Raw genomic sequence first — 20,008 nt, forward strand, 5'->3', positions numbered from 1 at the left:
GTGGAGGGCGAGTGGACGGTACCGAGCACGACGAACGACGACGACGACTGCAACGCATCGCCTACGGGGCGGATGCCTCGCCCGAGGAGCGCGAAGCCGCCGAGGCGGAACTGCAGCAGCTGGCGGATGCCGCGGTGAGCGCGCGACCGGCCGCCGATGTCGATGAACCCCCCGGGGTGAGGCCCGGCGGGTCGGCGCCCCCGTCCGCCGAAGACGGCGACGCCACCGCCCCGGCCGCACGCCGCCCGACGCCGTCGGTCGTGCGGTGGGCGGTCGGTGCGGGCGTCGCCGCCCTCGTGGTCGGCGTCGTGGCCGGCGTGGCGCTCGGCTCGCAGGTCTCGGCGCTCGCATCGGCCGACCCGACTGACCCGCTCGCACCAGGCGTCGTCCACGCCGACGGCGCGAACATGCCCGGCGCCACGGTCTCGGTGGATCCGGGGACGGGCACCGTCTCGTCGGGGTCGACCCCCGTCGAGCTCACCCCGGCGTACGCCGTGTTCGAGCGCGAACCGCAGGCGTCCGACACGGTCAGGTCCGATATCGTCGCGGGCGTCGGGATCGATCCGGCCAGCCCGCGGCTCCTGCTGACGCGCTCCGACGGGGTGGCGTTGTTCGCCGCGACCAAGGGCGACGGCACGGAGCTCTGTCTCGTCGTCACGGTGCCGGACAGCGGTGCCGGTGCGACCTGCACCGATGACGGGCTGCTGCCACCTGACGGCCTGCTGCTCAACGTCGGGATGGAGATGATGCCGCCGATCACGGCCTCGCTGCGGGTCGACGGCACGGCGGGGCTCAGCGTCGCGGAGCTGCCCGCCGACGGGTGACGCGGCGCCCAGTGCGCCCACGCGCGACCGTCGAGCTCAGCTGTTGCGCGCGTCGCGCCAGGCGAGCCAGCGCTTCACCGGCCCGAGGTCGTAGTCGGGCCCGTCGACGCCGATCGTGAACAGGCGCACGCCGGCGTCGTACAGGGCGTCGGCGTGCTCGACGTCGACCCCGCGACGATCGAGCTCGTTCGAGACCGTGATCTCCGAGACATCCCGGCCGACGTCGTCGCCCCAGTGGCGCAGCACGTCGAGCTTGTGCGCGATCTCGTCGGGGGCGACGAACGAGTGCCAGATGTCGGCGTGCTTCGCGACGAGGCGCAGCGTCTTCTGCTCGCCCTTGCCGCCGATCATGACGGGGATGGCACGGGTCGGCGCCGGGTTGAGCTTCGCCCAGCGCGCCTCGATGCGCGGCAGCGCAGCCGCGAGGTCGTTCAGGCGAGATCCGCGGGTGCCGAACTCGTAGCCGTACTCGTCGTAGTCGCGCTCGAACCAGCCGGCACCGGTGCCGAACACGAAGCGGCCGACGCCCGTGCCCTTCGCCGAGATGTGGTCGAGCGTGCGGGCCATGTCGGCCTGCAGGTCGGCGTTGCGGTACGAGTTGCAGTTGACGAGCGTGCCGAATTCGATGCGCTCGGTCTGCTCGGCCCAGGCGCCGAGCATCGTCCACGCCTCGAAGTGCAGGCCGTCGCGGTCGCCGTGCAGCGGGAAGAAGTGGTCCCAGTTGAAGACCAGGTCGGCGCCGAGGTCTTCGAGCCGGAGCACCGCATCGCGGATCGACTCGTACCGGGCGTGCTCGGGCTGGAGCTGCACGCCGAGGCGTACGCGATCGTCGTAGGGCATGCGCACAGCCTATGGCGGATCCGGGCGGCCTCCCGACCGCCCGGATTCACGGGATGACGACCTCGACGCTCAGCGTGTCGGCCTGCTGCCCGTAGTCCTGCACGTCGGCGTCGAGCACGAGGGTCGTGCCCGATTCGAGCGGCTCGAGCGCGTACTCGATCGACGGCAGGTCGGCCGCGATGCCCTCGTCGTCGGTGCGCTGGTACTCCCACTCCTCGTCATCGACGAGGACGAGCGCGACGGGATGGATCCGCGCGTCGGGGTCGGGCGACATCGCCCCGTAGGTGCCCGACTCGTCGAGCACGTAGAAGTCCTCCTCGACGACCGACCCGTCGGTGTCGACGATGATCGAGAGCAGGGCGTCCTGATACTCGTCGTCGCCCGGCGCGACGTACTCGAGCGGCACGTCGATCGTGCGGTAGCCCGTGTCGGGGTCGGTCGTGATGTCCTGGTAGACGGCCATCTCGGAGTCGCCGTCGCTGAGTGTCAGGTACGTGAGGTCGACCTGCGCCGTCATCGACGCCTCGTCGTCGCCCACGGTGAGCGGCGCCGGCATCTCGGCGACGTAGACCACGTCGTCGCCGTCGCGGTACCCCACCGACACCGTCGAGCTGATCACCGCGGCCGCCGACGCCGGCGGCAGGTAGGCGGTGAAGCTGACGCCGTCGTCGTCGAACACGACCTCGGTCGCGTCGTCACCCGTCTCGAACTGCGCGCGCACGTCGTCGGCGAGACGGCTGCCGCTGTCGAAGAACGCCGAGAGCGCGTCGGGCCAGGCCGGCACGTTCCTGAGGGTGTAGTAGTCGTCCGAGAAGTACTCCTCGACCTCGGGGAAGTAGATGGAGAGGCCGGACGCCGCGTCGGTCGCCGGACCGGTCGTCTCGTCGAGCACGAGCGCCTCGAGCGACTGCGTGACCGCGTCGGCGGCGGCGGCCACCTCGGGCCCGCCCGTCTCGGCAAGGCTCTGCACGTAGCCGCCGAGGTCGATCTGGTTCGTGGCGAGCTCGGGGTCGGGGTTGCGGCCGAACTCGAGCACGTCGGACTGCGCGGTCGCCATCTCGGGGCCGAGCCCGTCGGGGTCGGCCTCGTAGACGTCGGCGAGCCGGGTGACGGCGTCCTGCACGCCGGTGACCTGGGCGAGATCGAGCATGGCGAGCGTGATGTCGGCGCCGGTCCCCCACTCCTCGGCCTGCTCGGCGTAGCCCTCGATGAAGGCCGAGCCGAGGTCGGTCGGAGTCGTGGCCGGGTCGTCGACGAGCACCGAGAGCTCCTCGTAGTTCCAGCCGTGACCGGGCTCGAGCTCCTGCGAGGCGACCATCGTGCCGGCGTGCGCAGACATGACGCTCGCGACCTCGTACGTCGACATCAGGCAGGCGTCGAAGCCGATGAAGTCGAGCGCGTCGATGCCCGCGCGGTCCAGTCCGTCGGTGAGCGCGACGTCCATCTCGTCGAGGTCGAGCACGTCGTAGCCGTCGGTCTCGTCGGGGCCGATGCCGGGCCAGCCCGCGCCGTGGTCCCACAGCACGAGGCCGTACCGGTCGGCCGGGAACCGCGTCGCGGTGTCCGCGACGAAGTCGGCGAGCGTGTCGGGATCGCCCATGTTGAGCTCGCCGGGTTCGTCGATGATCGCGAGGTGATCCTGCTGCACCTGGAACGCGACGGTGTCCTCCCAGTCGGCGAGGTCGACCGCGGGGTCGGTCGTGTAGTCGGCGCTCCGGTCGACGAGGGCGATGATGTTGACCTCATCGTCGGAGCCGACCGACGCCATCTCGGCGATGTCGTCGAGCGCGTAGGGCTCGAGATCGGTGTCGCCGATCATGTAGACCATGAACGTCCAGCTCTTCTGCTCACCCTCGCCCCGGGCTCCGGGCCCGGTCGCGACCGTCGCCGGCGACGACGAGTTGTAGAGCATCGCGACCACGAAGACGAACACCCCGAAGATCGCTGCCAGGATTCCCCACCACACCTTTGGCACCATGTCCCCCATCGTCGCGACCGATGGGGGACAGGCTCAAGGGCGACGCACGCGCGGGGCCGGATTTCACACAGATCGCACGACCCCGCGCGGCCCGTGCTACTCCTTCAGGTCGAGCATGGGCGTCGGCCGGCGGAAGCCCCTCGTGGCGACCGCGAGGATGATCACGCCGACGACGAGCCAGATGCCGCCGATCAGGAACGTGCGCGGCGACAGGCTCGTCCAGAGCCACACGGTCAGGCCGAAGCCGATCAGCGGCAGGATCAGGTTGCGCAGCACGCCGACCCCCGAGCGCTCCTTGCGGTCGAAGTAGTAGTGCTTCATGACCGCGAGGTTGACCACCGAGAACGCGATGAGCGCGCCGAAGCTGATCATCTCGGTGAGCGCCAGCAGTTCGATCCAGATCGCGAGCAGCGACACGGCCGACACGATGAGGATCGCCACGTGCGGCGTGCCGAAGCGCTTGTTGAGGTGCCCGAAGATCGACCGGGGCAGCACGCCGTCGCGGCCCATCGCGAACAGGATGCGCGCGACCGACGCCTGCGACGTGAGCGCCGAGCCGAAGGCGCCCGACACGAACCCGGCGATGAAGAGCGGCGTCAGCCACTGACCGCCGACCGCGGCCACGACGTCGAACGCCGCGGTGTCGGCCGAGCCGAACTCGTTCGACGGGAAGCCGATCTGCGCGCAGTACGCGAGCAGGATGAAGAGCAGGCCCGCGCCGATCGTGGTGATCATGATGGCCCGGGGCACGGTGCGGGTCGAGTCCTTCGCCTCCTCCGAGAGCGTCGATACGGCGTCGAAGCCGAGGAACGAGAGACACAGGATCGCCGCCCCCGCGAACAGCGGCGCGAAGCCCTCGACGGTACCGTCGCCCGTGAACGGCGCCATGAGGTCGACCTCGCTCCCGCCGGCCGCGGCGAGGACGAGCGAGACGAACACGACGATGAAGATCACCTGCACGGCGATGATCACGAAGTTCGCCCGCGCGACCGAGACGATGCCGATGAGGTTCAGCACGGTGACGATGGCGATCGCGAGCACGATCCACACCCACGGCGGGACCGCGGGGAACGAGGTGTTCAGGTAGAGCCCGAGCACCAGGTAGTTGATCATCGGCAGGAAGAGGTAGTCGAGCAGCAGCGCCCAGCCGGAGAGGAACCCGACCGCGCCCCCGAAGCTGCGCTGCGCGTACACGTAGGCCGATCCCGCGTAGGGGTAGGCCACCGCCATGCGCGCGTACGAGCGGGCCGTGAACACCATGACGACGAGCGTGATGATGTACGACGCCGCCACGCGGCCGCCGGTGATCTCGGTGACGATGCCGTAGGTCGTGAACACCGTGAGCGGCACCATGTAGGCGAGGCCGAAGAGGGTGAGCGAGGGTACGCCGAGCACCCGCCTGAAGCGGCCCTCGGTGACCTGGGCGGTGGCCGTCGTGGGCGAGATCAACGGCTCGGGGCCGGTCGACTGGGACATGGTGGGGGATCCTTTCGTGGGCGTCGCTACGTTGCGGCGCGGTATCGGGGGCTTCCTGCGAGATAGGTGGCGCGGATGGGGAGGGCGGGCAGTCCGCCCGGTTCGAGTTCGCGCGGATCGCGCGCGAACAGGACGAGGTCGGCGCTCGCACCGGGTTCGATGCGGCCCCAGAATGCGGATGCCTCGTGGCGGGCGTCGGCCGCCGAGGCATCCCCGAACGCCTGGTAGGCGACCGAGGCCGAGTACGAGTCGAGGGCGCGCGCGATGGGGAGGATCTCGTCGGGCGTCCAGCCGCCGGCGGGCACGCCGTCGGCGGTCGTCCGCGAGGCGGCGATCGCGAGCCCGTCGAGCGGCGCGCCCGAGCTCACGGGCCAGTCGGAGCCGAACGAGAGCACCGCGCCCGACTCGTCGATCGAGTGCATCCGATACTGCCGGTCGGCGCGCTCCCGGCCGAGGCGCGGAACCGTGAGCACGGTCATCAGCGGGTCGAGCTGGGCCCAGAGAGGCTGCATGCAGGCGATGACGCCGAGCTCCGCGAAGCGGGCGAGGTCGGCGTCGTCGACGAGCTGGGCGTGGGCGATGACGGGGCGACGGTCGCGCGGACCGTTCGCGTCGATCGCGCGCTCGACGGCGTCGAGCGCCTGCCGCACCGCGGCATCGCCGATGGCGTGGATGTGCACCTGGAAACCGGCGGCGTCGACGGCGCGCACGGCGTCGTCGAGGTCGCGGCCCTGCCAGACCGACATGCCGTGCTTGTGGAGTGCCGAGCAGTAGGGCTCGAGCAGCGCGCCCGTCTCCGACTCGATGACGCCGTCGGCGAAGAACTTGACCGTGTTCGCGGTGAGCAGCGGCGAGCCGAGCGCCTCGACGCGGCGGCGCGAGTCGAGCATGCGCGGCAGCTGCACCGCGAAGCGGCGCGGGTCGGCGTAGAGCGCGAGGTTGAAGCGCACGGGCAGCAGGTCGTGCTCGGCCGCGTCGAGGTAGCTGTCGACGTCGCCGGGCTCGACCCACGCGTCCTGCACCCAGGTGACGCCGCGGGCGAGGTAGTACTCCCCCGCGCGCTGCAGGGCGCGGCGGCGCTCGTCGGCCGGCCGGAGAGGAGCGACGTCGAGCACGAGGTCCACGGCGCCCCACTCCCGCAGCGTGCCGAGCGGGCTGCCGTCGGCGCGGCGGGTGATCTCGCCGAGCTCGGGCTCGGGCGTCGCGGCGTCGATGCCCGCGAGCTCGAGCGCCTTCGAGTTGACCCAGATCGTGTGGTAGTCGTAGGCGCGCAGCACGACGGGGCGGTCGGAGACCGCCTCGTCGAGCCACCGCGCGTCGAACAGGCCCTCCTCGACGAGGGCCGGGTCGTACGAGGCGCCGAAGATCCACTCGGCGTCGGGGTGCGCATCGGCGTACTCGGCCACGGCGGCGACGACCGCCTCGACGGAGCGACAGTCGCGCACCGCGGGCCCCTCGGCCTCGAGGCCGCCGAATAGCGGGTGCGCATGGCCGTCGCCGAACGACGGCATGAGGAAGCCGCCGTCGAGATCGACCCGCTCGAGCTCGGCGGGCGACGTCGCGGCGAGGGCTTCCGCCGCGGCATCCGCATCGTCGTCGAGTGCGACGATCACGCCGCCCTGCACGAGGAGCGAGCGCGACGTGGCCGTGCCGGCCCCCCGCCAGATGGTTCCGCCGAAGAAGTGGGTCGAGGTCAATGCACCGTTGCTTTCCGTGAGTTGCAGTCGTCCGCGCGCGCGGACACGATACGAACGCTGTTCATACGAACACTGTTCGTATCGAGTGGTGAGAGGTTACACTCTCCGCAGGGCGGACGGAAGAGGCGGGGCGCAAGATGTCGACGGTGAATCGCGAGCAGCTCGTGCGCGTCGCGCTCGAGATCGTCGACGAACAGGGCAGCGACGCGCTCACGATGCGCACGCTCGCCGGCCGCGTGCACCGGCAGGTCTCGTCCCTCTACAACCACATCGGCAGCCGCGACGAGCTCATCGAACTCGTCCGCGCGCGCATCGTACGCGATATCGACACCTCGGCCTTCGCCCAGCACCCGTGGGACATCGCGCTCGAAGCCTGGGCCCGCTCGTACCTCGCGGTGTTCGCCGCGCATCCCAACCTCATCCGGGTGCTCGCGACCACGCCGATCCGCGACGTGTCGACGTTCGAGATCTACGACGTCGTCATCGGCGCCCTCATCCGCGCCGGCTGGCCGCTCCACGACGCCGTCGCGGTGATGCGCACGGTCGAGGCCCACGTGCTCGGCTCGGCGCTCGACATCGTCGCGCCGAGCGACATGCTCGACCAGGCCTCGGTCCCCGCCGAACTCGAGATGGTGCACGCCGCCCTCGCACCCGAGTACGAGCAGACCACGAGCGCGATCGCGGCCTTCGAGGTCGGCATCGCCGCCCTCCTCGACGGACTGCGCACGCGTCGAGCAGCGGCCCTCGCCTCGGTCGAGTAGCCAGGGTCGGCCTCGTCCACCCTGCACGATTTCGGCGCGAGCGGGTGCCGTCGCGCAAAGAATCCGCGTACACTCCCACCATGGACAACCTCGATCGCGCGATCCTCGACCTGCTGCGGCAGAACTCCCGGGCGGGCTACGGCGACATCGGCTCGTCGGTCGGGCTCAGCGCCTCGGCGGTGAAGCGCCGCGTCGACCGGCTCGTCGCCGACGGCGTCATCAGGTCGTTCACGATCCAGGTCGACCCCGCCGTCGACGGCATGTCGACCGAGGCCTACGTCGAGCTCTTCTGCCGGGGCACCGTCGCCCCCGACGAGCTCAAGCGGATCCTTCAGGACGTGCCCGAGGTCGTCTACGCCGGCACCGTGACGGGTTCGGCCGACGCGATCGTGCAGATCCGCGCGCGCGACATCGCCTCGCTCGAGGACGCGCTCGAGCGCGTGCGCATCGCCCCCAACGTCGACCACACCCGCAGCGCGATCGTGCTCTCGCGCCTCGTCAACCGCAATCGCGACTGACGGCGCGACCACCGACATGGATGCCTCGGGCCTCGGCCTCTCGATCGGCCAGGCTTCCCCGCTGCCGCCCTACGAGCAACTGCACGCGGCCGTCGTCGACGCGGTGCGCACCGGCCGGGCGGCGCCCGGCACGAAACTGCCGACCGTCCGCGCCCTCGCCGAAGAGCTCGGCCTCGCGGTGAACACCGTCGCGAAGGCGTACAAGGCGCTCGAGGCCGACGGGGTCATCGAGGGGCGCGGGCGCAACGGCACCTTCGTCGCCGAGCACGGCGACCCGGCCGAGCGGGCCTTGCAGGCGGCCGCTGCCGACTACGCGGCGCTCGCGAAGCGACTCGGCGTCGCGGCATCCCCCGCCCTGAAAATCGTGCGCACCGCGCTCGACGCCGGCTGAGCCTCCTCCTGCGCGCTACTCCTGCGGCGGCAGCGGCTGCTTCGGCAGCTTGCGCACCTTCGCCCGGCGGCGACGCCGCTCGGGGATCATCGAGCGCATCTCCTCCAGCTTGCCGAAGCAGAGCAGCCGGTCGTCGGCCTCGAGCACGACGCCCTTTCGCGGGTTCGGGATGACGGTCGTGCCGCGGTGCAGCGTGAGCACCGTGATGTCGCGCTCCCACAGGCCCGATTCGCCGAGCGTCTTGCCGACGAGGTCGGCGGCGCCGTGCACGAGCAGCTCGGCGACGCCGTAACCCGTCGAGACGGTCAGCCGCTGGCGCACGTCGATCTCGGGGAAGGCGACCTGGTTCGCGATGTAGTCGATGATCGCGCCCGCGATGTCGAGGTTCGTCGCCGTCTCGATGCCCTGCAGGCCCGGCGACGAGTTGACCTCCATCACGAGCGGGCCCTCGTCGCCCTCGAGCATGTCGACGCCCGCGACCTTGAGGCCCATGATCTGGGCCGACCGCACCGCCGCCTGCTCGTACTCGGGCGTGAGCTCGACGGGTTCGACGGTGCCGCCGCGGTGCACGTTCGAGCGGAACTCGTCGCCGTGCGCGACGCGCCGCATCGCCGCGACGACGCGGTCGCCGACGACGAGGGCGCGGATGTCGCGGCCCCGGCTCTCGGCGATGAACTTCTGGATCAGCACGTTCTGCTTCGTCGAGTGCAGCGTCTCGATGATCGCCTCGGCGACCTTGACCTGCGGGGCGAGGATGACGCCGATGCCCTGCGTGCCCTCGAGCAGCTTGATGACGACCGGGGCGCCGCCGACCCGCTCGATCGCCGGCCGCACGTCGGCGCGATTGCGCACGAACGCCGTCGGCGGCAGCGCGATGTTGTGCCGCGAGAGGATCTGGTTCGCACGCAGCTTGTCGCGGGCGTTCGAGATGCCGTTCGCCGTGTTCGGCGTGTAGACGTCCATCTGCTCGAACTGGCGCACCACGGCCGTGCCGAAGTACGTGATCGAGTTGCCGATGCGCGGCAGGATCGCGTCGTAGTCGCTCAGCTGCCGGCCGCGGAACTGCAGGTCGGGCTCGGGCCCCGCGAGGTCGATCGCGAAGCGCAGCGTGTTGAGCACCTTCACCTGGTGCCCGCGCTGCTGCGCGGCCGCGCGCAGACGCTGGGTCGAGTACGCCTGCGGCGCGCGCGAGAGGATCGCGAGTTTCATGCGTGGTGCCCTGCCAAGATGGACGATGTGACTGAGATCTCCCATTCAAGCACCATCGCGGGATGGCGCGAATGGGTTTCGTTGCCGGCACTCGGGGTGCCGTGGATCAAGGCGAAACTCGACACCGGCGCGCGCAGTTCGTCGCTGCACGCGTTCGACCTCGAGGAGCTGCCGGGCGATCAGGATGCCTCGGGCGAGGCGCCGCTCGGACGCGTCCGCTTCGGCGTGCACCCGTGGCAGGAGAGCGAGGACGACGCGGTCGTGGTCGAACTGCCGGTGCACGACCGCCGTCAGGTGCGCAGCTCGTCGGGGCACACCGAGGAGCGCATCGTCGTGCTGATGGACGTCGTGCTGCAGGGCCGCACCGTCACCGCCGAGGTCACGCTCACGAACCGCGACGAGATGGGCTTCCGCATGCTCATCGGCCGCGAGGCGCTCCGCCAGGGCTTCGTCGTCGACTCGGCCCAGTCGTTCGTCGGCGGGCGCGCGCCCCGAGGCATCCGCCGCCGCAACCGCGGGCGCTGAGCCCGACTCGTCGGTCGAGTGGCGCGGAGCGCGTATCGAGACCACGCAAACGGTGGTCTCGATACGGACGCTCCTCCGTCGCGGCCTACTCGACCGACCGAGCAGGGCTCAGATGACTCCGTCGCGGCCTACTCGACCGACCGAGCAGGGCTCAGATGACCCCGTCGGAGAGGGTCGTCGGGTTGCCGAAGCGGTGGTTCGTGATCGAGATCGCCTGCTCGTGGAGGAACGGCAGCAGCTCGACGCGACCCGACGGGGTCACGGGGTGCGACCACACGGCCACGTCGGGCGAACCGCCGAGCGCCGACGCGAGCGCCGAGGCATCCCCGCCGACGAGCCGCACGCGGCTCGCCCCGGCGAGCGCCATCGCCCGGTTGGTGCGCACCCGCTCGAGCCAGGCGGCGTCGCCCTCGCGGACGACCCGGACCTCGCGGGCGGAGAGCACGGTGCGAACGCTCTTGGGCAGTTCGAGGCCGCTCGACACCGTGATCGGCGCCTTCGCGAGCAGGCCGGCCGCGATGACGCGCAGCCCCTCGGCGAGGGTCGCCTGCTCACTGATGCGCACGGCGACGGGCAGCGGCCGGTAGCGGAACACGTTGCGCTCGACGCCGAGGCCCGAGACATCGCGGGTGGTGCCGTACTCCTCGGTCCACGCGACCTCGTCTGAGAGGGCCGAACGGCGCAGCACCTCGAACGAGTCGTAGTCGAGGGCCGACTGCGCCGCCTCGATGAGCTCGGTCACGCGGCGCTCGAGGCCGCGCAGGTGCAGCGACTTCGAGGCGTCGCCGTGCTCGGGCATCCAGTCGCCGAGACCGAACAGGTAGTTCGGGCCGCCGGCCTTGGCGCCGGCGCCGACGGCCGACTTCTTCCAGCCGCCGAAGGGCTGGCGCTGCACGATCGCGCCGGTGATGCCGCGATTGACGTAGAGGTTGCCCGCCTCGACGCGGTCGAGCCACGTGGCGAGCTCCTCCGAGTCGAGCGAGTGCAGGCCGGCGGTGAGGCCGTAGTCGACCGCGTTCTGGAAGCGGATCGCCTCGTCGAGGTCCTTCGCGTGCATGATGCCGAGCACCGGCCCGAAGAACTCGGTGAGGTGGAAGTACGAGCCGGGCGCGACGCCCGCCTTCACGCCGGGCGACCACAGCTTGCCGGTGTCGTCGAGCTGCTTGGGCTCGACGAGCCACTCCTCGCCGATGCCGAGCTCGGTCAGCGCGTTGAGCAGCTTGCCGTTCGCGGGCTCGATGATCGGGCCCATCTGGCTCTGCGCGTCGGCCGGGTAGCCGACCCGCAGCGAGGTCGCCGCGTCGACGAGCTGGCGGCGGAACCGCTCGGACTTCGCGACCGAGCCGACGAGGATGACGAGCGACGCGGCCGAGCACTTCTGGCCGGCGTGGCCGAACGCGCTCTTCACGACGTCGGAGGCCGCGAGGTCGAGGTCGGCCGACGGGGTGACGATGATCGCGTTCTTGCCGCTCGTCTCGGCGAGCAGCGGCAGGTCTTCGCGGAACGAGCGGAACAGCTGCGCCGTCTCGTACGCACCGGTGAGGATGACGCGGTCGACCGTCGGGTGCGAGACGAGCTGCTTGCCGAGCTCGCGCTCGCCGATGTCGACGAGGGCGAGCAGGTCCTTGGGAATGCCCGCCTCCCACAGCGCCTCGACCATGACGGCGCCCGAGCGCTGCGCGAGCTTCGCGGGCTTGATGATGACGCCCGAGCCCGCGGCGAGCGCGGCGAGCACACCGCCCGCGGGGATCGCGACGGGGAAGTTCCACGGCGGCGTGACGACCGTCAGCTTCGACGGCACGAAGGTCGCGCCCTGCACGTGGTCGAGCTCGCGGGCGCGCTCGGCGTAGTAGTGCGCGAAGTCGATCGCCTCGCTGATCTCGGGGTCGGCCTCGGCGATCGTCTTGCCGGCCTCGGCCGCCATGATCTCGATGAGGCGGTCGCGGTTCGCGGCGAGCGCGAGGCCCGCGCGGTGCAGCACCGCGGCGCGCTCGGCGCCGGGCAGTTCGCCCCACGCCTTGCCGCGCTCGGCGACGGTCGCGATGAGGCGCTCGAGGGTCGCCTCGTCATCGACGCGGGCGGCCGCGATGGCGTCGAGGCCGAGCTTCGTGTCGGGCACCCGGGCGAGGATGCGGCGGCCCCACTCGCGGTTCGCGGCGAGGGCGGGGTCGGTGTCGGGCTCGTTGCGGAAGCCGGGCGTGACGCCCGGGCCGGTGAGGTCGGTCGCGTCGGTCGCGGATGCCTCGGGCGCGACGAGCTCGTCGCCGGCCGAGCCGCGCGTGATGCCGAGGACGACGCTCGTGAGCGAGCCCTCGTGCTCGCTGCCGGGGGCGGGCGCCTCGGAGGCGGCCATCGCGGTGGCGAGGGCGTCGCCCTCCCACTCGGTGCGGCGGTTCTGGGTGCGGTTGGGCGCCGGCGCCGAGCCATCCGCCTTCGACGCCTCGAGCGCGTCGAGCGAGCGCTGGTACCGCTCGCGCTCGCGCTCGAACAGGCGCTGGTCGGCGCCGAGCTCGAACACGGCCGACATGAAGTTCTCCTGGCTCGCGTTCTCCTCGAGGCGGCGGATCAGGTACGCGATCGCGACGTCGAACTCGGAGGGGTTCACGACGGGCGTGTAGAGCAGCAGGTTGCCGACGTCGCCGCGCACGGCCTCGGCCTGGCCGGTCGCCATGCCGAGCAGCATCTCGAACTCGACCCGGCTCTCGACGCCGCGCTCGCGCGCGGTGAGCCACGCGTGGGCGACGTCGAAGAGGTTGTGGCCGGCGACGCCGAGCTTCACGGCGTCGGCGCGCTCGGGCGTCATCGACCAGTCGAGCACGCGCTTGTAGTTGGTGTCGGAGTCCTGCTTCGACGAGTACGTGGCGAGCGGCCAGTCGTGCACCGCGGCGTCGACGTGCTCCATCGCGAGGTTCGCGCCCTTGACGATGCGCACCTTGATGGGGGCGCCGCCCTCGGCGCGACGGGCCTGCGCCCACGCGGTGAGCTCCTGCATCGCGCCGAGCGCGTCGGGCAGGTAGGTCTGCAGCACGATGCCGGCCTCGAGGCCGCGCAGCTGCGGCTGGTCGAGGAGCGCCGTGAAGACCGCGATCGTGAGGTCGAGGTCGCGGTACTCCTCCATGTCGAGGTTGATGAACTTGGCCTTGCCCTTGGCGCTTCCGGCGGCGGCGAGCTCGTAGAGCGGCGTGAGCTTGGCGACGACCTTCGCGACGGCTTCGTCGAACGACCACATCGAGAGCTGGCTGACGACCGACGACACCTTGATCGACACGTAGTCGACGTCGTCGCGGGCGAGGAACTCGTAGGTGCCCTTCAGGCGGCGGTCGGCCTCGTCCTCACCCAGCACGGCCTCGCCGAGGAGGTTGAGGTTCAGGCGGTTGCCCGTCTCGCGCAGCTTCGCGATCGCCGGGCCGAGCTTGGCGGGGGTGGCGTCGAGCACGAGGTGGCCGACCATCGCGCGCAGCACGCGACGCGCGATCGGGATCACGACCCACGGCAGCACGGGCGCGACGACGCCGCCGACGCGGATCGCCGCCTTGAGGTACCAGGGCAGGAACTTCGGGGTGAGCTTCGCGACCTGGGCGAGGTTTCGGCCGGCGACGCCGAGGTCTTCGGGGCGCATGACGCCGTCGACGAAGCCGACGGTGAACGCGAGCCCGTTGGGGTCCTTCAGCACGCCGGCGAGTCGCTCGGCGGCGGGGTCGACGGGGTGGTTCGCGCTCTCTTCGAGCCAGCGCCGCACGAGGGCGACGACGTGATCGGTGTTCGGCCGTGCGTCAGTGGCGGCGTTCGACATGGTCACGAGGGTAGTGTCCTTTGCTTCGGGCACGCCGGGGGTTCGCGCGCCTGTCGGTTCCAGTGTGCGCCGAGGCATCCTTCAGGTACAGCGAATGATTCCGATGCATACTGTTCGGAGAAACCGAATGATCGATGGATGCCTCGGAGGAGTCCGTGCTCGATGTGCGACGACTGCGCCTGCTGGTCGAACTGAGCCAGCGCGGCACCCTCGCCGCGGTCGCGGAGGCCCTCTCGTACAGCCCGTCGTCGGTGTCGCAGCAGCTCAGCCAGCTCGAGCGCGAGGCGGGCGTTCCCCTGCTCGTCCAGGTCGGCCGGCGCGTGCAGCTCACGCCGCAGGCGCTCGTGCTCGTCGAGCACGCGCGGGCGATCCTCGACCGGCTCGAGGAGGCCGAGTCGGACGTCGCCCGCTCGCTCACGTCGGTCGGCGGCACCGTGCGCATCGCGGTGTTCCAGTCGGCCGCGCACGCGGTCGTGCCGCAGGCGCTCACGCTGCTGCGCGCCGAGCACCCCGCGCTGCGCGTCGAGATCACCGAGCGCGAGCCCGATGTCGGCCTCTTCGAGGTCGCCGCGCGCGACTTCGACCTCGTCATCGCCGAGCAGTACCCCGGCCACACGCGCTCGCACCGTGCCGAGCTCGACCGCGTGCACCTCGCCGCCGACACGATCCGGCTCGCCCTGCCGCCGCACCCCTCGACGTCCGTCGGTCGAGGACCGGGCACCGGCGAGCGCATCGAGACCACGGCTGCTAACGGGCTCCGAAACGCGGCATCCATGCCCTGGGTGCTCGAGCCCGCGGGCACCGCCTCTCGCGAGTGGGCCGAGCAGCTCTGCCGCGACGCGGGGTTCGAGCCCGACGTGCGGTTCGAGACCGCCGACCTCATGGCGCACATCCGCCTCATCCGCTCGGGCAACGCCGTCGGCCTCCTGCCCGACCTCGTCTGGGCGGGCGAGGCGCCGAGCGTCCGCCTCCTCGACCTGCCGGGGCATCCCGAGCGCGAGGTCTTCACCTCGACCCGGCAGGCCGCAGCCGCCCGCCCCGCCGTCGTCGCCTGCCGCGACGCGCTCGCCCGCGCCGCCCGGGCGACCGCCACGCCCGCCGCCGACTGATCCGGCGACCGCCCGCGTCCTTCGCCGACGCCACGGGGCCGAGGGCTACGCTCATCGCATGGAACCGACGACGCTCCGGAACCACGCCCGCCGATCCCTCCTCACCGCGGTCATCGCCGTTGCGACGATCGCCTTCGCCGCCGGCTGCGCGAGTCCGGGCGGATCGGACGACTCGCCGCCGACGGGCGACGCAGCCGCGATCGCCGTGGGCACGTGGGGCGATGCCGCCGACGCCTCGGCGCCGTCGCTCTCGCTCGCGGCCGACGGCACGCTGACCGGCACCGACGGCTGCAACCTGCTCAACGGCCGCTGGGAGGACCAGGGCGGGGGACGCATCGAGTTCGACGACGTCGCCTCGACGATGATGGCGTGCGAGGGCGTCGACACCTGGCTGTCGGCCCTCGACGAGGCGACGATCGACGGCGACACGATGACCGTGCTCGGCGACGACGACGTCGAGATCGGGGTGCTCGAGCGCACCTCCGACGAACCGACGGTCGCCGGAGCCGGCAGCAGTCCGGCCGCGACGGGCGCCGCGAGCGCGTTCGTCGGCACGTGGGGCACCGAGGGCCCGCAGCAGGCGTTCCTCGTGATCGCCGCCGACGGCACCGTGACCGGCAGCGACGGGTGCAACTCGCTCACCGGCCGCTGGGAGGCGGAGGACGACGGCGGAATCGAGTTCGACCGGATGGCGTCGACGATGATGGCGTGCGAGGGCGTCGACACGTCGCTCGCGGGCCTCGACTCGGCCACGGTCGACGGCGACACGCTCACCGTCTACGACGACCACGACGCGGTCCTGGCGACGCTGCCCCGCACGGCGTAGGCGGGCCGGCTCAACCGAGCATCCGCCCGAGTCGCGCAGCCATCGACTCCGGGTCCCAGCTGTGCCAGGCGCCGGCGACCGTCTCGCTGCGACCGTCGACCGCGGCGGCCGCGATTCCGTCGGCCGCCTCGGCCATGCCGGGGAACGTCTCGGTGCCGACGACGGTGAGCACCGGAAGGTCGAGGTGCCCGATCGAGGCGCCGGGACCATCGGACTCGACGGCGGCGAGCGCGGTCCCGTCTGGGATCCAGCTCAGCACGAGCTGCGGATAGTCGGGCGAGCGGCGCAGCTCGTCGAGCCACTCGGGCGGCATGTCGACCATGTAGGCGGCGACCGCCTCCTCGAGCTCACCCGCAGCGACGTGCCGCTCGACGCCGGCCCACCACGCAGGGGCGCCCTCGGTGAACTGCCCGAGCGGCGCCTCCCACAGCACGAGGCCCGCGAGCCGCTCGACCCGATTCGCGGCGAGCATCGCGATCGCGCAACCCGACGAGTGGCCGACGAGCACGACGGGTCCGCCGGCCGCGTCGGCGACGGCCTCGACCGCGTCGAGTTCGCGCTCGAGCGGGATCGGCCCCGCTGCCGGCGAGTCGCCGCGACCGACGCGGTCGTGCACGAGCCCTTGGAACCCCTGTTCGGCGAGCAGCGCCGCCGTCGCCGCGGTCACGGGGTCGTCGGCGCGCGTCGGACCCGCGCCCTGGATGAACACGGCCGCGGGTGCACCGGGCTCGCCGCACCGGTCGAACACGACCCGGTCGCCCGCCCGGGTCTCGATGGTCTCGGTGGCTTTCGTCGTGCTGGACATGTCGCCCTCCTCGATTATTAGACTGTCGAGTCTGATTTTGAATATAGACTCGTCGGTATGATGTTGCAAGGAGGTCTTGCGATGCGCCCGAGTTCACGGCAGAAGCGCGAAGCCGCACTGCTCGCCGCGGAGCGGCAGTTCCTGTCGACCGGGTACGAGTCGGTGACGATGGACTCCATCGCGAAGGAATGCGGGGTCGCGAAGCAGACGCTCTACAGCCACTTCGGCAGCAAGCGCGCGCTGTTCCTCGAGCTCGTCACCGCCACGACCGTCGCGACGCGGCGCGCGGTGCCCTCGCCGCCCGTGATCGACCCCGGCGCCGACCCGCGCCCGGTGCTGCGCGAGCTCCTCATCGCGCAGCTCACCGCCGTCATGGCCCCGAGGGTGCTGAGCCTCCGCCGCCTCGTTATCGGCGAGTCGACGCGATCGCCCGAGCTCGCGGCGGCGCTCTACGAGCAGGGCCCGAAGCGCGCGATCGTCAAGCTCGCCGTGCTGATCGCCGCGCTGCGCGACGCCGGGAGGCTGCGTGTCGACGACCCCGAGCGTGCCGCCGGCCAGCTCAACTGGCTCGTCATGGGCGAACCGGTGAACCGCGCGATGCTCCTCGGCGACGAGGCGGCGCCGACGCCGTCCGAGATCGAGACGCAGGTCGACAGCGCCCTCGACGTGTTCTTCGCCGCCTACGGCCCCGCTGCCGGCTGACCACCGACTCGAGCAGCCCGGCGGCCACCGCGGGCAGGCGCGACGCACCTGGGACCGATTCGGGCCGTGGCGGCCGACGCGGCCGCAGACTACCCTGACCGGCATGACCATCATGCGGAGGGTCGCGCTCGGTTCGGGCGCAGCGGTCGTGCTGCTCCTCCTGACGGGATGCCTCGGCGAGGAGGGGTCGGTTCGGGGCGGCTCGATCGACCCGTCCGGAACGTGGGGCGACACGGCCGACACGAGCGCCCCGTCGCTCACCTTGGACGAGGGCGGCGACTTCAGCGGCACCGACGGGTGCAACCGGCTGAGCGGCACATGGACGGTCGACGAGGCCGACCACGTCCACTTCGAGGACGTGGTCACCACGGAGATGGCGTGCGAGGGCGTCGACACCTGGCTCGCCGGCCTCGACGAGGCGACGGTCGGCGACGACACGATGACCGTGCTCGGCCAGGACGGCTACGAGATCGGGACCCTCGAGCGAACCGACTGAGCCGCTCAGGCGGCAGCTGCCGCGGCGAACCGAGCCGACTGCGCTTCGAGGAAGCCCGCCAGCTCGGGAGACCCCTCGACGCGGTATCGCGCACCGGCCGGCAGCCACAGGAGCGCCGACGCGAGCAACTCGACCGCCTCGGCCTCGAGCGGCCAGGCGCAGTGCGTCGCATCGATCGCCTCGACCTCGCGCCCGTACCAGCCGAGGTGCTCCACGAGCTCGTCGCGCGGCAGGTCGACGACGACGCGAGCCGAGAGCACGCGACGCCGATAGCGCACGGCCCGCTCGACGCGCTCGCGCGCCTCCTGCTCGGTGAGCTCCCGTGGCTCGAACCGCACCCGGGTCGGGAAGACATCGCTGATGCGGTCGAGCCGGAAGGTGCGCCAGTCCTCGCGATCCCGATCCCAGGCGAGCAGGTACCAGCGCCGGGCGAGGGGCACGAGCCGGTACGGCTCGATGCTGCGAGCGGACCCCGCGCCCGAGGCATCCGTGTACCTGAATCTCAGCCGCTCGCTGTCGCGGCAGCCGAGCGCGAGCAGTCCGAGCAGTTCGGCGTCGACTTCCGGTGACGGCCGGCCCGCTCGGCTCCAGCCGCCGGCGCCGCCGACCGCGGTGTGCGACTGCAGCGCCTCGATGCGGCGGCGAAGCGCGGGTGGCAGCACCTGTTCGATCTTGGCGAGCGCCGAGAGCGTCGTGTGCTCGGCGCCGCGCAGCCCGGCGGTCGCCTGCGAGCGCAGGCCGAGCGCGATCGCGACGCCCTCGTCGTCGGTGAGGAGGAGCGGCGGAAGGCCGGTGCCCGCCTCGAGCCGGTAGCCGCCCGCGCTGCCGCGCAACGACTCGATGCCGTAGCCGAGCTCGCGGAGGCGCTCGACGTCGCGGCGCAGGGTGCGCTCGCTCACGCCGAGCCGGTCGACGAGTTCGCGCGCCGACCAGTGCCGGTGGCTCTGCAGCAGGGAGAGCAGTTCGAGGGTTCTCGACGTGGTGGCGGCCATATTCCGATTCTCTCGCTCATCCGGACGGAAAGTGACCGGATTGCTGGAGAAGCTGGCGGTATGACGAACCAGATGATCACCGCTCAGGGCCTCACGAAGACCTTCCGCTCCAAGGGGCAGACGGTCGAGGCCGTCCGCTCGCTCGACCTCGCCGTCGGCGAGGGCGAGCTCGTCGCGTTCCTCGGCCCGAACGGCGCCGGCAAGTCGACGACCCTCCGCATGCTCACGACCCTGCTGCCCGCGACGAGCGGCGAGGCGACGGTCGCCGGCTGCGACATCCGCACCGACGCCGCGGGCGTCCGCCGGCGTATCGGCTACGTCGGCCAGGGCAGCTCGGGCGGGCACACCCAGCGCGTGCGCGACGAGCTGCACGCGCAGGGCGCCTTCTACGGGCTCGGGCGGCGCGAGACGCGCGCCCGGGCTGCCGAGCTCATCGAGTCGCTCGAGCTCGGGCAGGTCGCGAACCGAACCGTGCAGCAGCTGTCGGGCGGGCAGAAGCGCCGGCTCGACATCGCGCTCGGACTGATCCACCGCCCCGGACTCCTCTTCCTCGACGAGCCGTCGACGGGCCTCGACCCGCACAGCCGCGCGAACCTGTGGCAGCACATCGTCGACCTGCGCCGCGAGACGGGCACGACGATCTTCCTCACGACCCACTATCTCGACGAGGCCGACCAGCTGGCCGAGCGCGTCATGGTCATGGACCACGGCTCGGTCATCGCCGACGACACCGCCCGAGCGCTCAAGGACTCGCTGGCGGGCGACCGCGTGACGCTCGCGTTCGACACCGCGTCGGATGCCTCGGCCGCCGCCGCTCGCCTCCGGGGCGACCTCGACCCGGCCGACCCCCGAGTCGTCGCGGTCACGGCACCGGGCGGCGATCGGGCGCTCCCGCGGTACATCCGCGACCTGGCGGACGCGGGACTCGAGGTCGTCGCCGCCACCCACCGGCAGCCGACGCTCGACGACGTCTTCCTGGCCCTCACCGGGCGCAGCCTCCGCGAGGAGGCCGCGCATGCCGAGGCCGACGCGCCCGAGCCCGCCCTCGCCTGACCTCACGATCACC

18 protein-coding genes are annotated in these 20,008 nt (G+C 71.8%); 10 read left to right on the forward strand and 8 right to left on the reverse strand.

Annotation, left to right across the window (positions count from 1 at the left end; genetic code table 11):
- Positions 1–11: 11 nt before the first annotated feature.
- The gene (locus AC3RJ7_RS14465) at positions 12–824 is read left to right on the forward strand and encodes a hypothetical protein (protein WP_491456548.1); all 813 of its coding nucleotides are present in this window, start codon (positions 12–14) and stop codon (positions 822–824) included.
- 36 nt (positions 825–860) lie between these two features.
- Here the strand turns inward: AC3RJ7_RS14465 and AC3RJ7_RS14470 are convergent, their stop codons facing one another.
- The 4 genes from AC3RJ7_RS14470 to AC3RJ7_RS14485 all read right to left on the reverse strand — a co-directional run bounded on the left by AC3RJ7_RS14470 (position 861) and on the right by AC3RJ7_RS14485 (position 6,815).
- A complete protein-coding gene (locus AC3RJ7_RS14470; protein ID WP_491456549.1) occupies positions 861–1,664 on the reverse strand; it encodes an LLM class F420-dependent oxidoreductase in 804 nt (267 codons plus the stop codon).
- 46 nt (positions 1,665–1,710) lie between these two features.
- Positions 1,711–3,642: a clostripain-related cysteine peptidase gene (locus AC3RJ7_RS14475; protein ID WP_491456550.1), complete on the reverse strand. Its 1,932-nt coding sequence runs from the start codon at positions 3,640–3,642 to the stop codon at positions 1,711–1,713.
- Between the two features lie 96 nt (positions 3,643–3,738).
- The gene (locus AC3RJ7_RS14480) at positions 3,739–5,118 is read right to left on the reverse strand and encodes an APC family permease (protein ID WP_491456551.1); all 1,380 of its coding nucleotides are present in this window, start codon (positions 5,116–5,118) and stop codon (positions 3,739–3,741) included.
- Positions 5,119–5,144: 26 nt separating this feature from the next.
- Positions 5,145–6,815, reverse strand: a complete 1,671-nt coding sequence (locus tag AC3RJ7_RS14485) for an amidohydrolase (RefSeq protein WP_491456552.1) — start codon at positions 6,813–6,815, stop codon at positions 5,145–5,147.
- Positions 6,816–6,952: 137 nt separating this feature from the next.
- On the opposite strand from AC3RJ7_RS14485, the gene AC3RJ7_RS14490 reads away from it, so the two are divergent.
- The 3 genes from AC3RJ7_RS14490 to AC3RJ7_RS14500 all read left to right on the forward strand — a co-directional run bounded on the left by AC3RJ7_RS14490 (position 6,953) and on the right by AC3RJ7_RS14500 (position 8,485).
- Positions 6,953–7,576 (forward strand): TetR/AcrR family transcriptional regulator C-terminal domain-containing protein, encoded by a 624-nt coding sequence (locus tag AC3RJ7_RS14490; RefSeq protein ID WP_491456553.1) that lies wholly within the window; start codon positions 6,953–6,955, stop codon positions 7,574–7,576.
- An 80-nt stretch (positions 7,577–7,656) separates the two neighbouring features.
- The gene (locus tag AC3RJ7_RS14495; protein ID WP_244855900.1) at positions 7,657–8,094 is read left to right on the forward strand and encodes an Lrp/AsnC family transcriptional regulator; all 438 of its coding nucleotides are present in this window, start codon (positions 7,657–7,659) and stop codon (positions 8,092–8,094) included.
- A gap of 16 nt (positions 8,095–8,110) precedes the next feature.
- The gene (locus AC3RJ7_RS14500; RefSeq protein ID WP_491456554.1) at positions 8,111–8,485 is read left to right on the forward strand and encodes a GntR family transcriptional regulator; all 375 of its coding nucleotides are present in this window, start codon (positions 8,111–8,113) and stop codon (positions 8,483–8,485) included.
- A gap of 15 nt (positions 8,486–8,500) precedes the next feature.
- On the opposite strand, the gene AC3RJ7_RS14505 is transcribed toward AC3RJ7_RS14500, so the two are convergent.
- On the reverse strand, positions 8,501–9,694 hold the full coding sequence (locus AC3RJ7_RS14505; protein WP_491456555.1) for a RimK family alpha-L-glutamate ligase: 1,194 nt from the start codon (positions 9,692–9,694) through the stop codon (positions 8,501–8,503).
- A gap of 18 nt (positions 9,695–9,712) precedes the next feature.
- Between AC3RJ7_RS14505 and AC3RJ7_RS14510 the strand changes: the two genes are divergently transcribed.
- Complete coding sequence (locus AC3RJ7_RS14510; protein WP_491456556.1) at positions 9,713–10,219, forward strand: ATP-dependent zinc protease family protein; 507 nt, start codon at positions 9,713–9,715, stop codon at positions 10,217–10,219.
- Positions 10,220–10,370: 151 nt separating this feature from the next.
- Here the strand turns inward: AC3RJ7_RS14510 and AC3RJ7_RS14515 are convergent, their stop codons facing one another.
- On the reverse strand, positions 10,371–14,012 hold the full coding sequence (locus AC3RJ7_RS14515) for a proline dehydrogenase family protein (protein WP_491456557.1): 3,642 nt from the start codon (positions 14,010–14,012) through the stop codon (positions 10,371–10,373).
- 155 nt (positions 14,013–14,167) lie between these two features.
- On the opposite strand from AC3RJ7_RS14515, the gene AC3RJ7_RS14520 reads away from it, so the two are divergent.
- Positions 14,168–15,121: a LysR family transcriptional regulator gene (locus tag AC3RJ7_RS14520; protein ID WP_491456967.1), complete on the forward strand. Its 954-nt coding sequence runs from the start codon at positions 14,168–14,170 to the stop codon at positions 15,119–15,121.
- A gap of 58 nt (positions 15,122–15,179) precedes the next feature.
- Positions 15,180–15,947 carry an META domain-containing protein gene (locus AC3RJ7_RS14525; protein ID WP_491456558.1) on the forward strand — a complete coding sequence of 256 codons (768 nt, stop codon included), beginning with the start codon at positions 15,180–15,182 and terminating at the stop codon, positions 15,945–15,947.
- 10 nt (positions 15,948–15,957) lie between these two features.
- Here AC3RJ7_RS14525 and AC3RJ7_RS14530 read toward each other — a convergent pair whose 3' ends face one another.
- Positions 15,958–16,752: an alpha/beta fold hydrolase gene (locus AC3RJ7_RS14530; protein ID WP_491456559.1), complete on the reverse strand. Its 795-nt coding sequence runs from the start codon at positions 16,750–16,752 to the stop codon at positions 15,958–15,960.
- Between the two features lie 81 nt (positions 16,753–16,833).
- On the opposite strand from AC3RJ7_RS14530, the gene AC3RJ7_RS14535 reads away from it, so the two are divergent.
- Positions 16,834–17,454, forward strand: coding sequence for a TetR/AcrR family transcriptional regulator (locus tag AC3RJ7_RS14535; RefSeq protein WP_491456560.1), 621 nt, complete (start codon positions 16,834–16,836; stop codon positions 17,452–17,454).
- A 103-nt stretch (positions 17,455–17,557) separates the two neighbouring features.
- Positions 17,558–17,950 (forward strand): META domain-containing protein, encoded by a 393-nt coding sequence (locus AC3RJ7_RS14540; RefSeq protein ID WP_491456561.1) that lies wholly within the window; start codon positions 17,558–17,560, stop codon positions 17,948–17,950.
- A 5-nt stretch (positions 17,951–17,955) separates the two neighbouring features.
- Here the strand turns inward: AC3RJ7_RS14540 and AC3RJ7_RS14545 are convergent, their stop codons facing one another.
- On the reverse strand, positions 17,956–18,942 hold the full coding sequence (locus tag AC3RJ7_RS14545; RefSeq protein ID WP_491456562.1) for a helix-turn-helix transcriptional regulator: 987 nt from the start codon (positions 18,940–18,942) through the stop codon (positions 17,956–17,958).
- A 60-nt stretch (positions 18,943–19,002) separates the two neighbouring features.
- On the opposite strand from AC3RJ7_RS14545, the gene AC3RJ7_RS14550 reads away from it, so the two are divergent.
- On the forward strand, positions 19,003–19,995 hold the full coding sequence (locus AC3RJ7_RS14550) for an ATP-binding cassette domain-containing protein (RefSeq protein WP_491456563.1): 993 nt from the start codon (positions 19,003–19,005) through the stop codon (positions 19,993–19,995).
- The last annotated feature ends 13 nt before the right edge of the window (positions 19,996–20,008 follow it).

The organism is Agromyces solani, assembly GCF_058349925.1.

Excerpts from the sequence above, each read along its gene's own strand:
- AC3RJ7_RS14530 (WP_491456559.1), bottom strand. The coding sequence starts at position 16,752 with ATGTCCAGCACGACGAAAGCCACCGAGACCATCGAGACCCGGGCGGGC.
- AC3RJ7_RS14500 (WP_491456554.1), top strand. The coding sequence starts at position 8,111 with ATGGATGCCTCGGGCCTCGGCCTCTCGATCGGCCAGGCTTCCCCGCTG.
- AC3RJ7_RS14550 (WP_491456563.1), top strand. The coding sequence starts at position 19,003 with ATGACGAACCAGATGATCACCGCTCAGGGCCTCACGAAGACCTTCCGC.
- AC3RJ7_RS14495 (WP_244855900.1), top strand. The coding sequence starts at position 7,657 with ATGGACAACCTCGATCGCGCGATCCTCGACCTGCTGCGGCAGAACTCC.
- AC3RJ7_RS14525 (WP_491456558.1), top strand. The coding sequence starts at position 15,180 with ATGGAACCGACGACGCTCCGGAACCACGCCCGCCGATCCCTCCTCACC.
- AC3RJ7_RS14515 (WP_491456557.1), bottom strand. The coding sequence starts at position 14,012 with ATGTCGAACGCCGCCACTGACGCACGGCCGAACACCGATCACGTCGTC.
- AC3RJ7_RS14545 (WP_491456562.1), bottom strand. The coding sequence starts at position 18,942 with ATGGCCGCCACCACGTCGAGAACCCTCGAACTGCTCTCCCTGCTGCAG.
- AC3RJ7_RS14475 (WP_491456550.1), bottom strand. The coding sequence starts at position 3,642 with ATGGTGCCAAAGGTGTGGTGGGGAATCCTGGCAGCGATCTTCGGGGTG.
- AC3RJ7_RS14510 (WP_491456556.1), top strand. The coding sequence starts at position 9,713 with ATGGACGATGTGACTGAGATCTCCCATTCAAGCACCATCGCGGGATGG.
- AC3RJ7_RS14540 (WP_491456561.1), top strand. The coding sequence starts at position 17,558 with ATGACCATCATGCGGAGGGTCGCGCTCGGTTCGGGCGCAGCGGTCGTG.
- AC3RJ7_RS14470 (WP_491456549.1), bottom strand. The coding sequence starts at position 1,664 with ATGCCCTACGACGATCGCGTACGCCTCGGCGTGCAGCTCCAGCCCGAG.
- AC3RJ7_RS14535 (WP_491456560.1), top strand. The coding sequence starts at position 16,834 with ATGCGCCCGAGTTCACGGCAGAAGCGCGAAGCCGCACTGCTCGCCGCG.
- AC3RJ7_RS14505 (WP_491456555.1), bottom strand. The coding sequence starts at position 9,694 with ATGAAACTCGCGATCCTCTCGCGCGCGCCGCAGGCGTACTCGACCCAG.
- AC3RJ7_RS14480 (WP_491456551.1), bottom strand. The coding sequence starts at position 5,118 with ATGTCCCAGTCGACCGGCCCCGAGCCGTTGATCTCGCCCACGACGGCC.
- AC3RJ7_RS14490 (WP_491456553.1), top strand. The coding sequence starts at position 6,953 with ATGTCGACGGTGAATCGCGAGCAGCTCGTGCGCGTCGCGCTCGAGATC.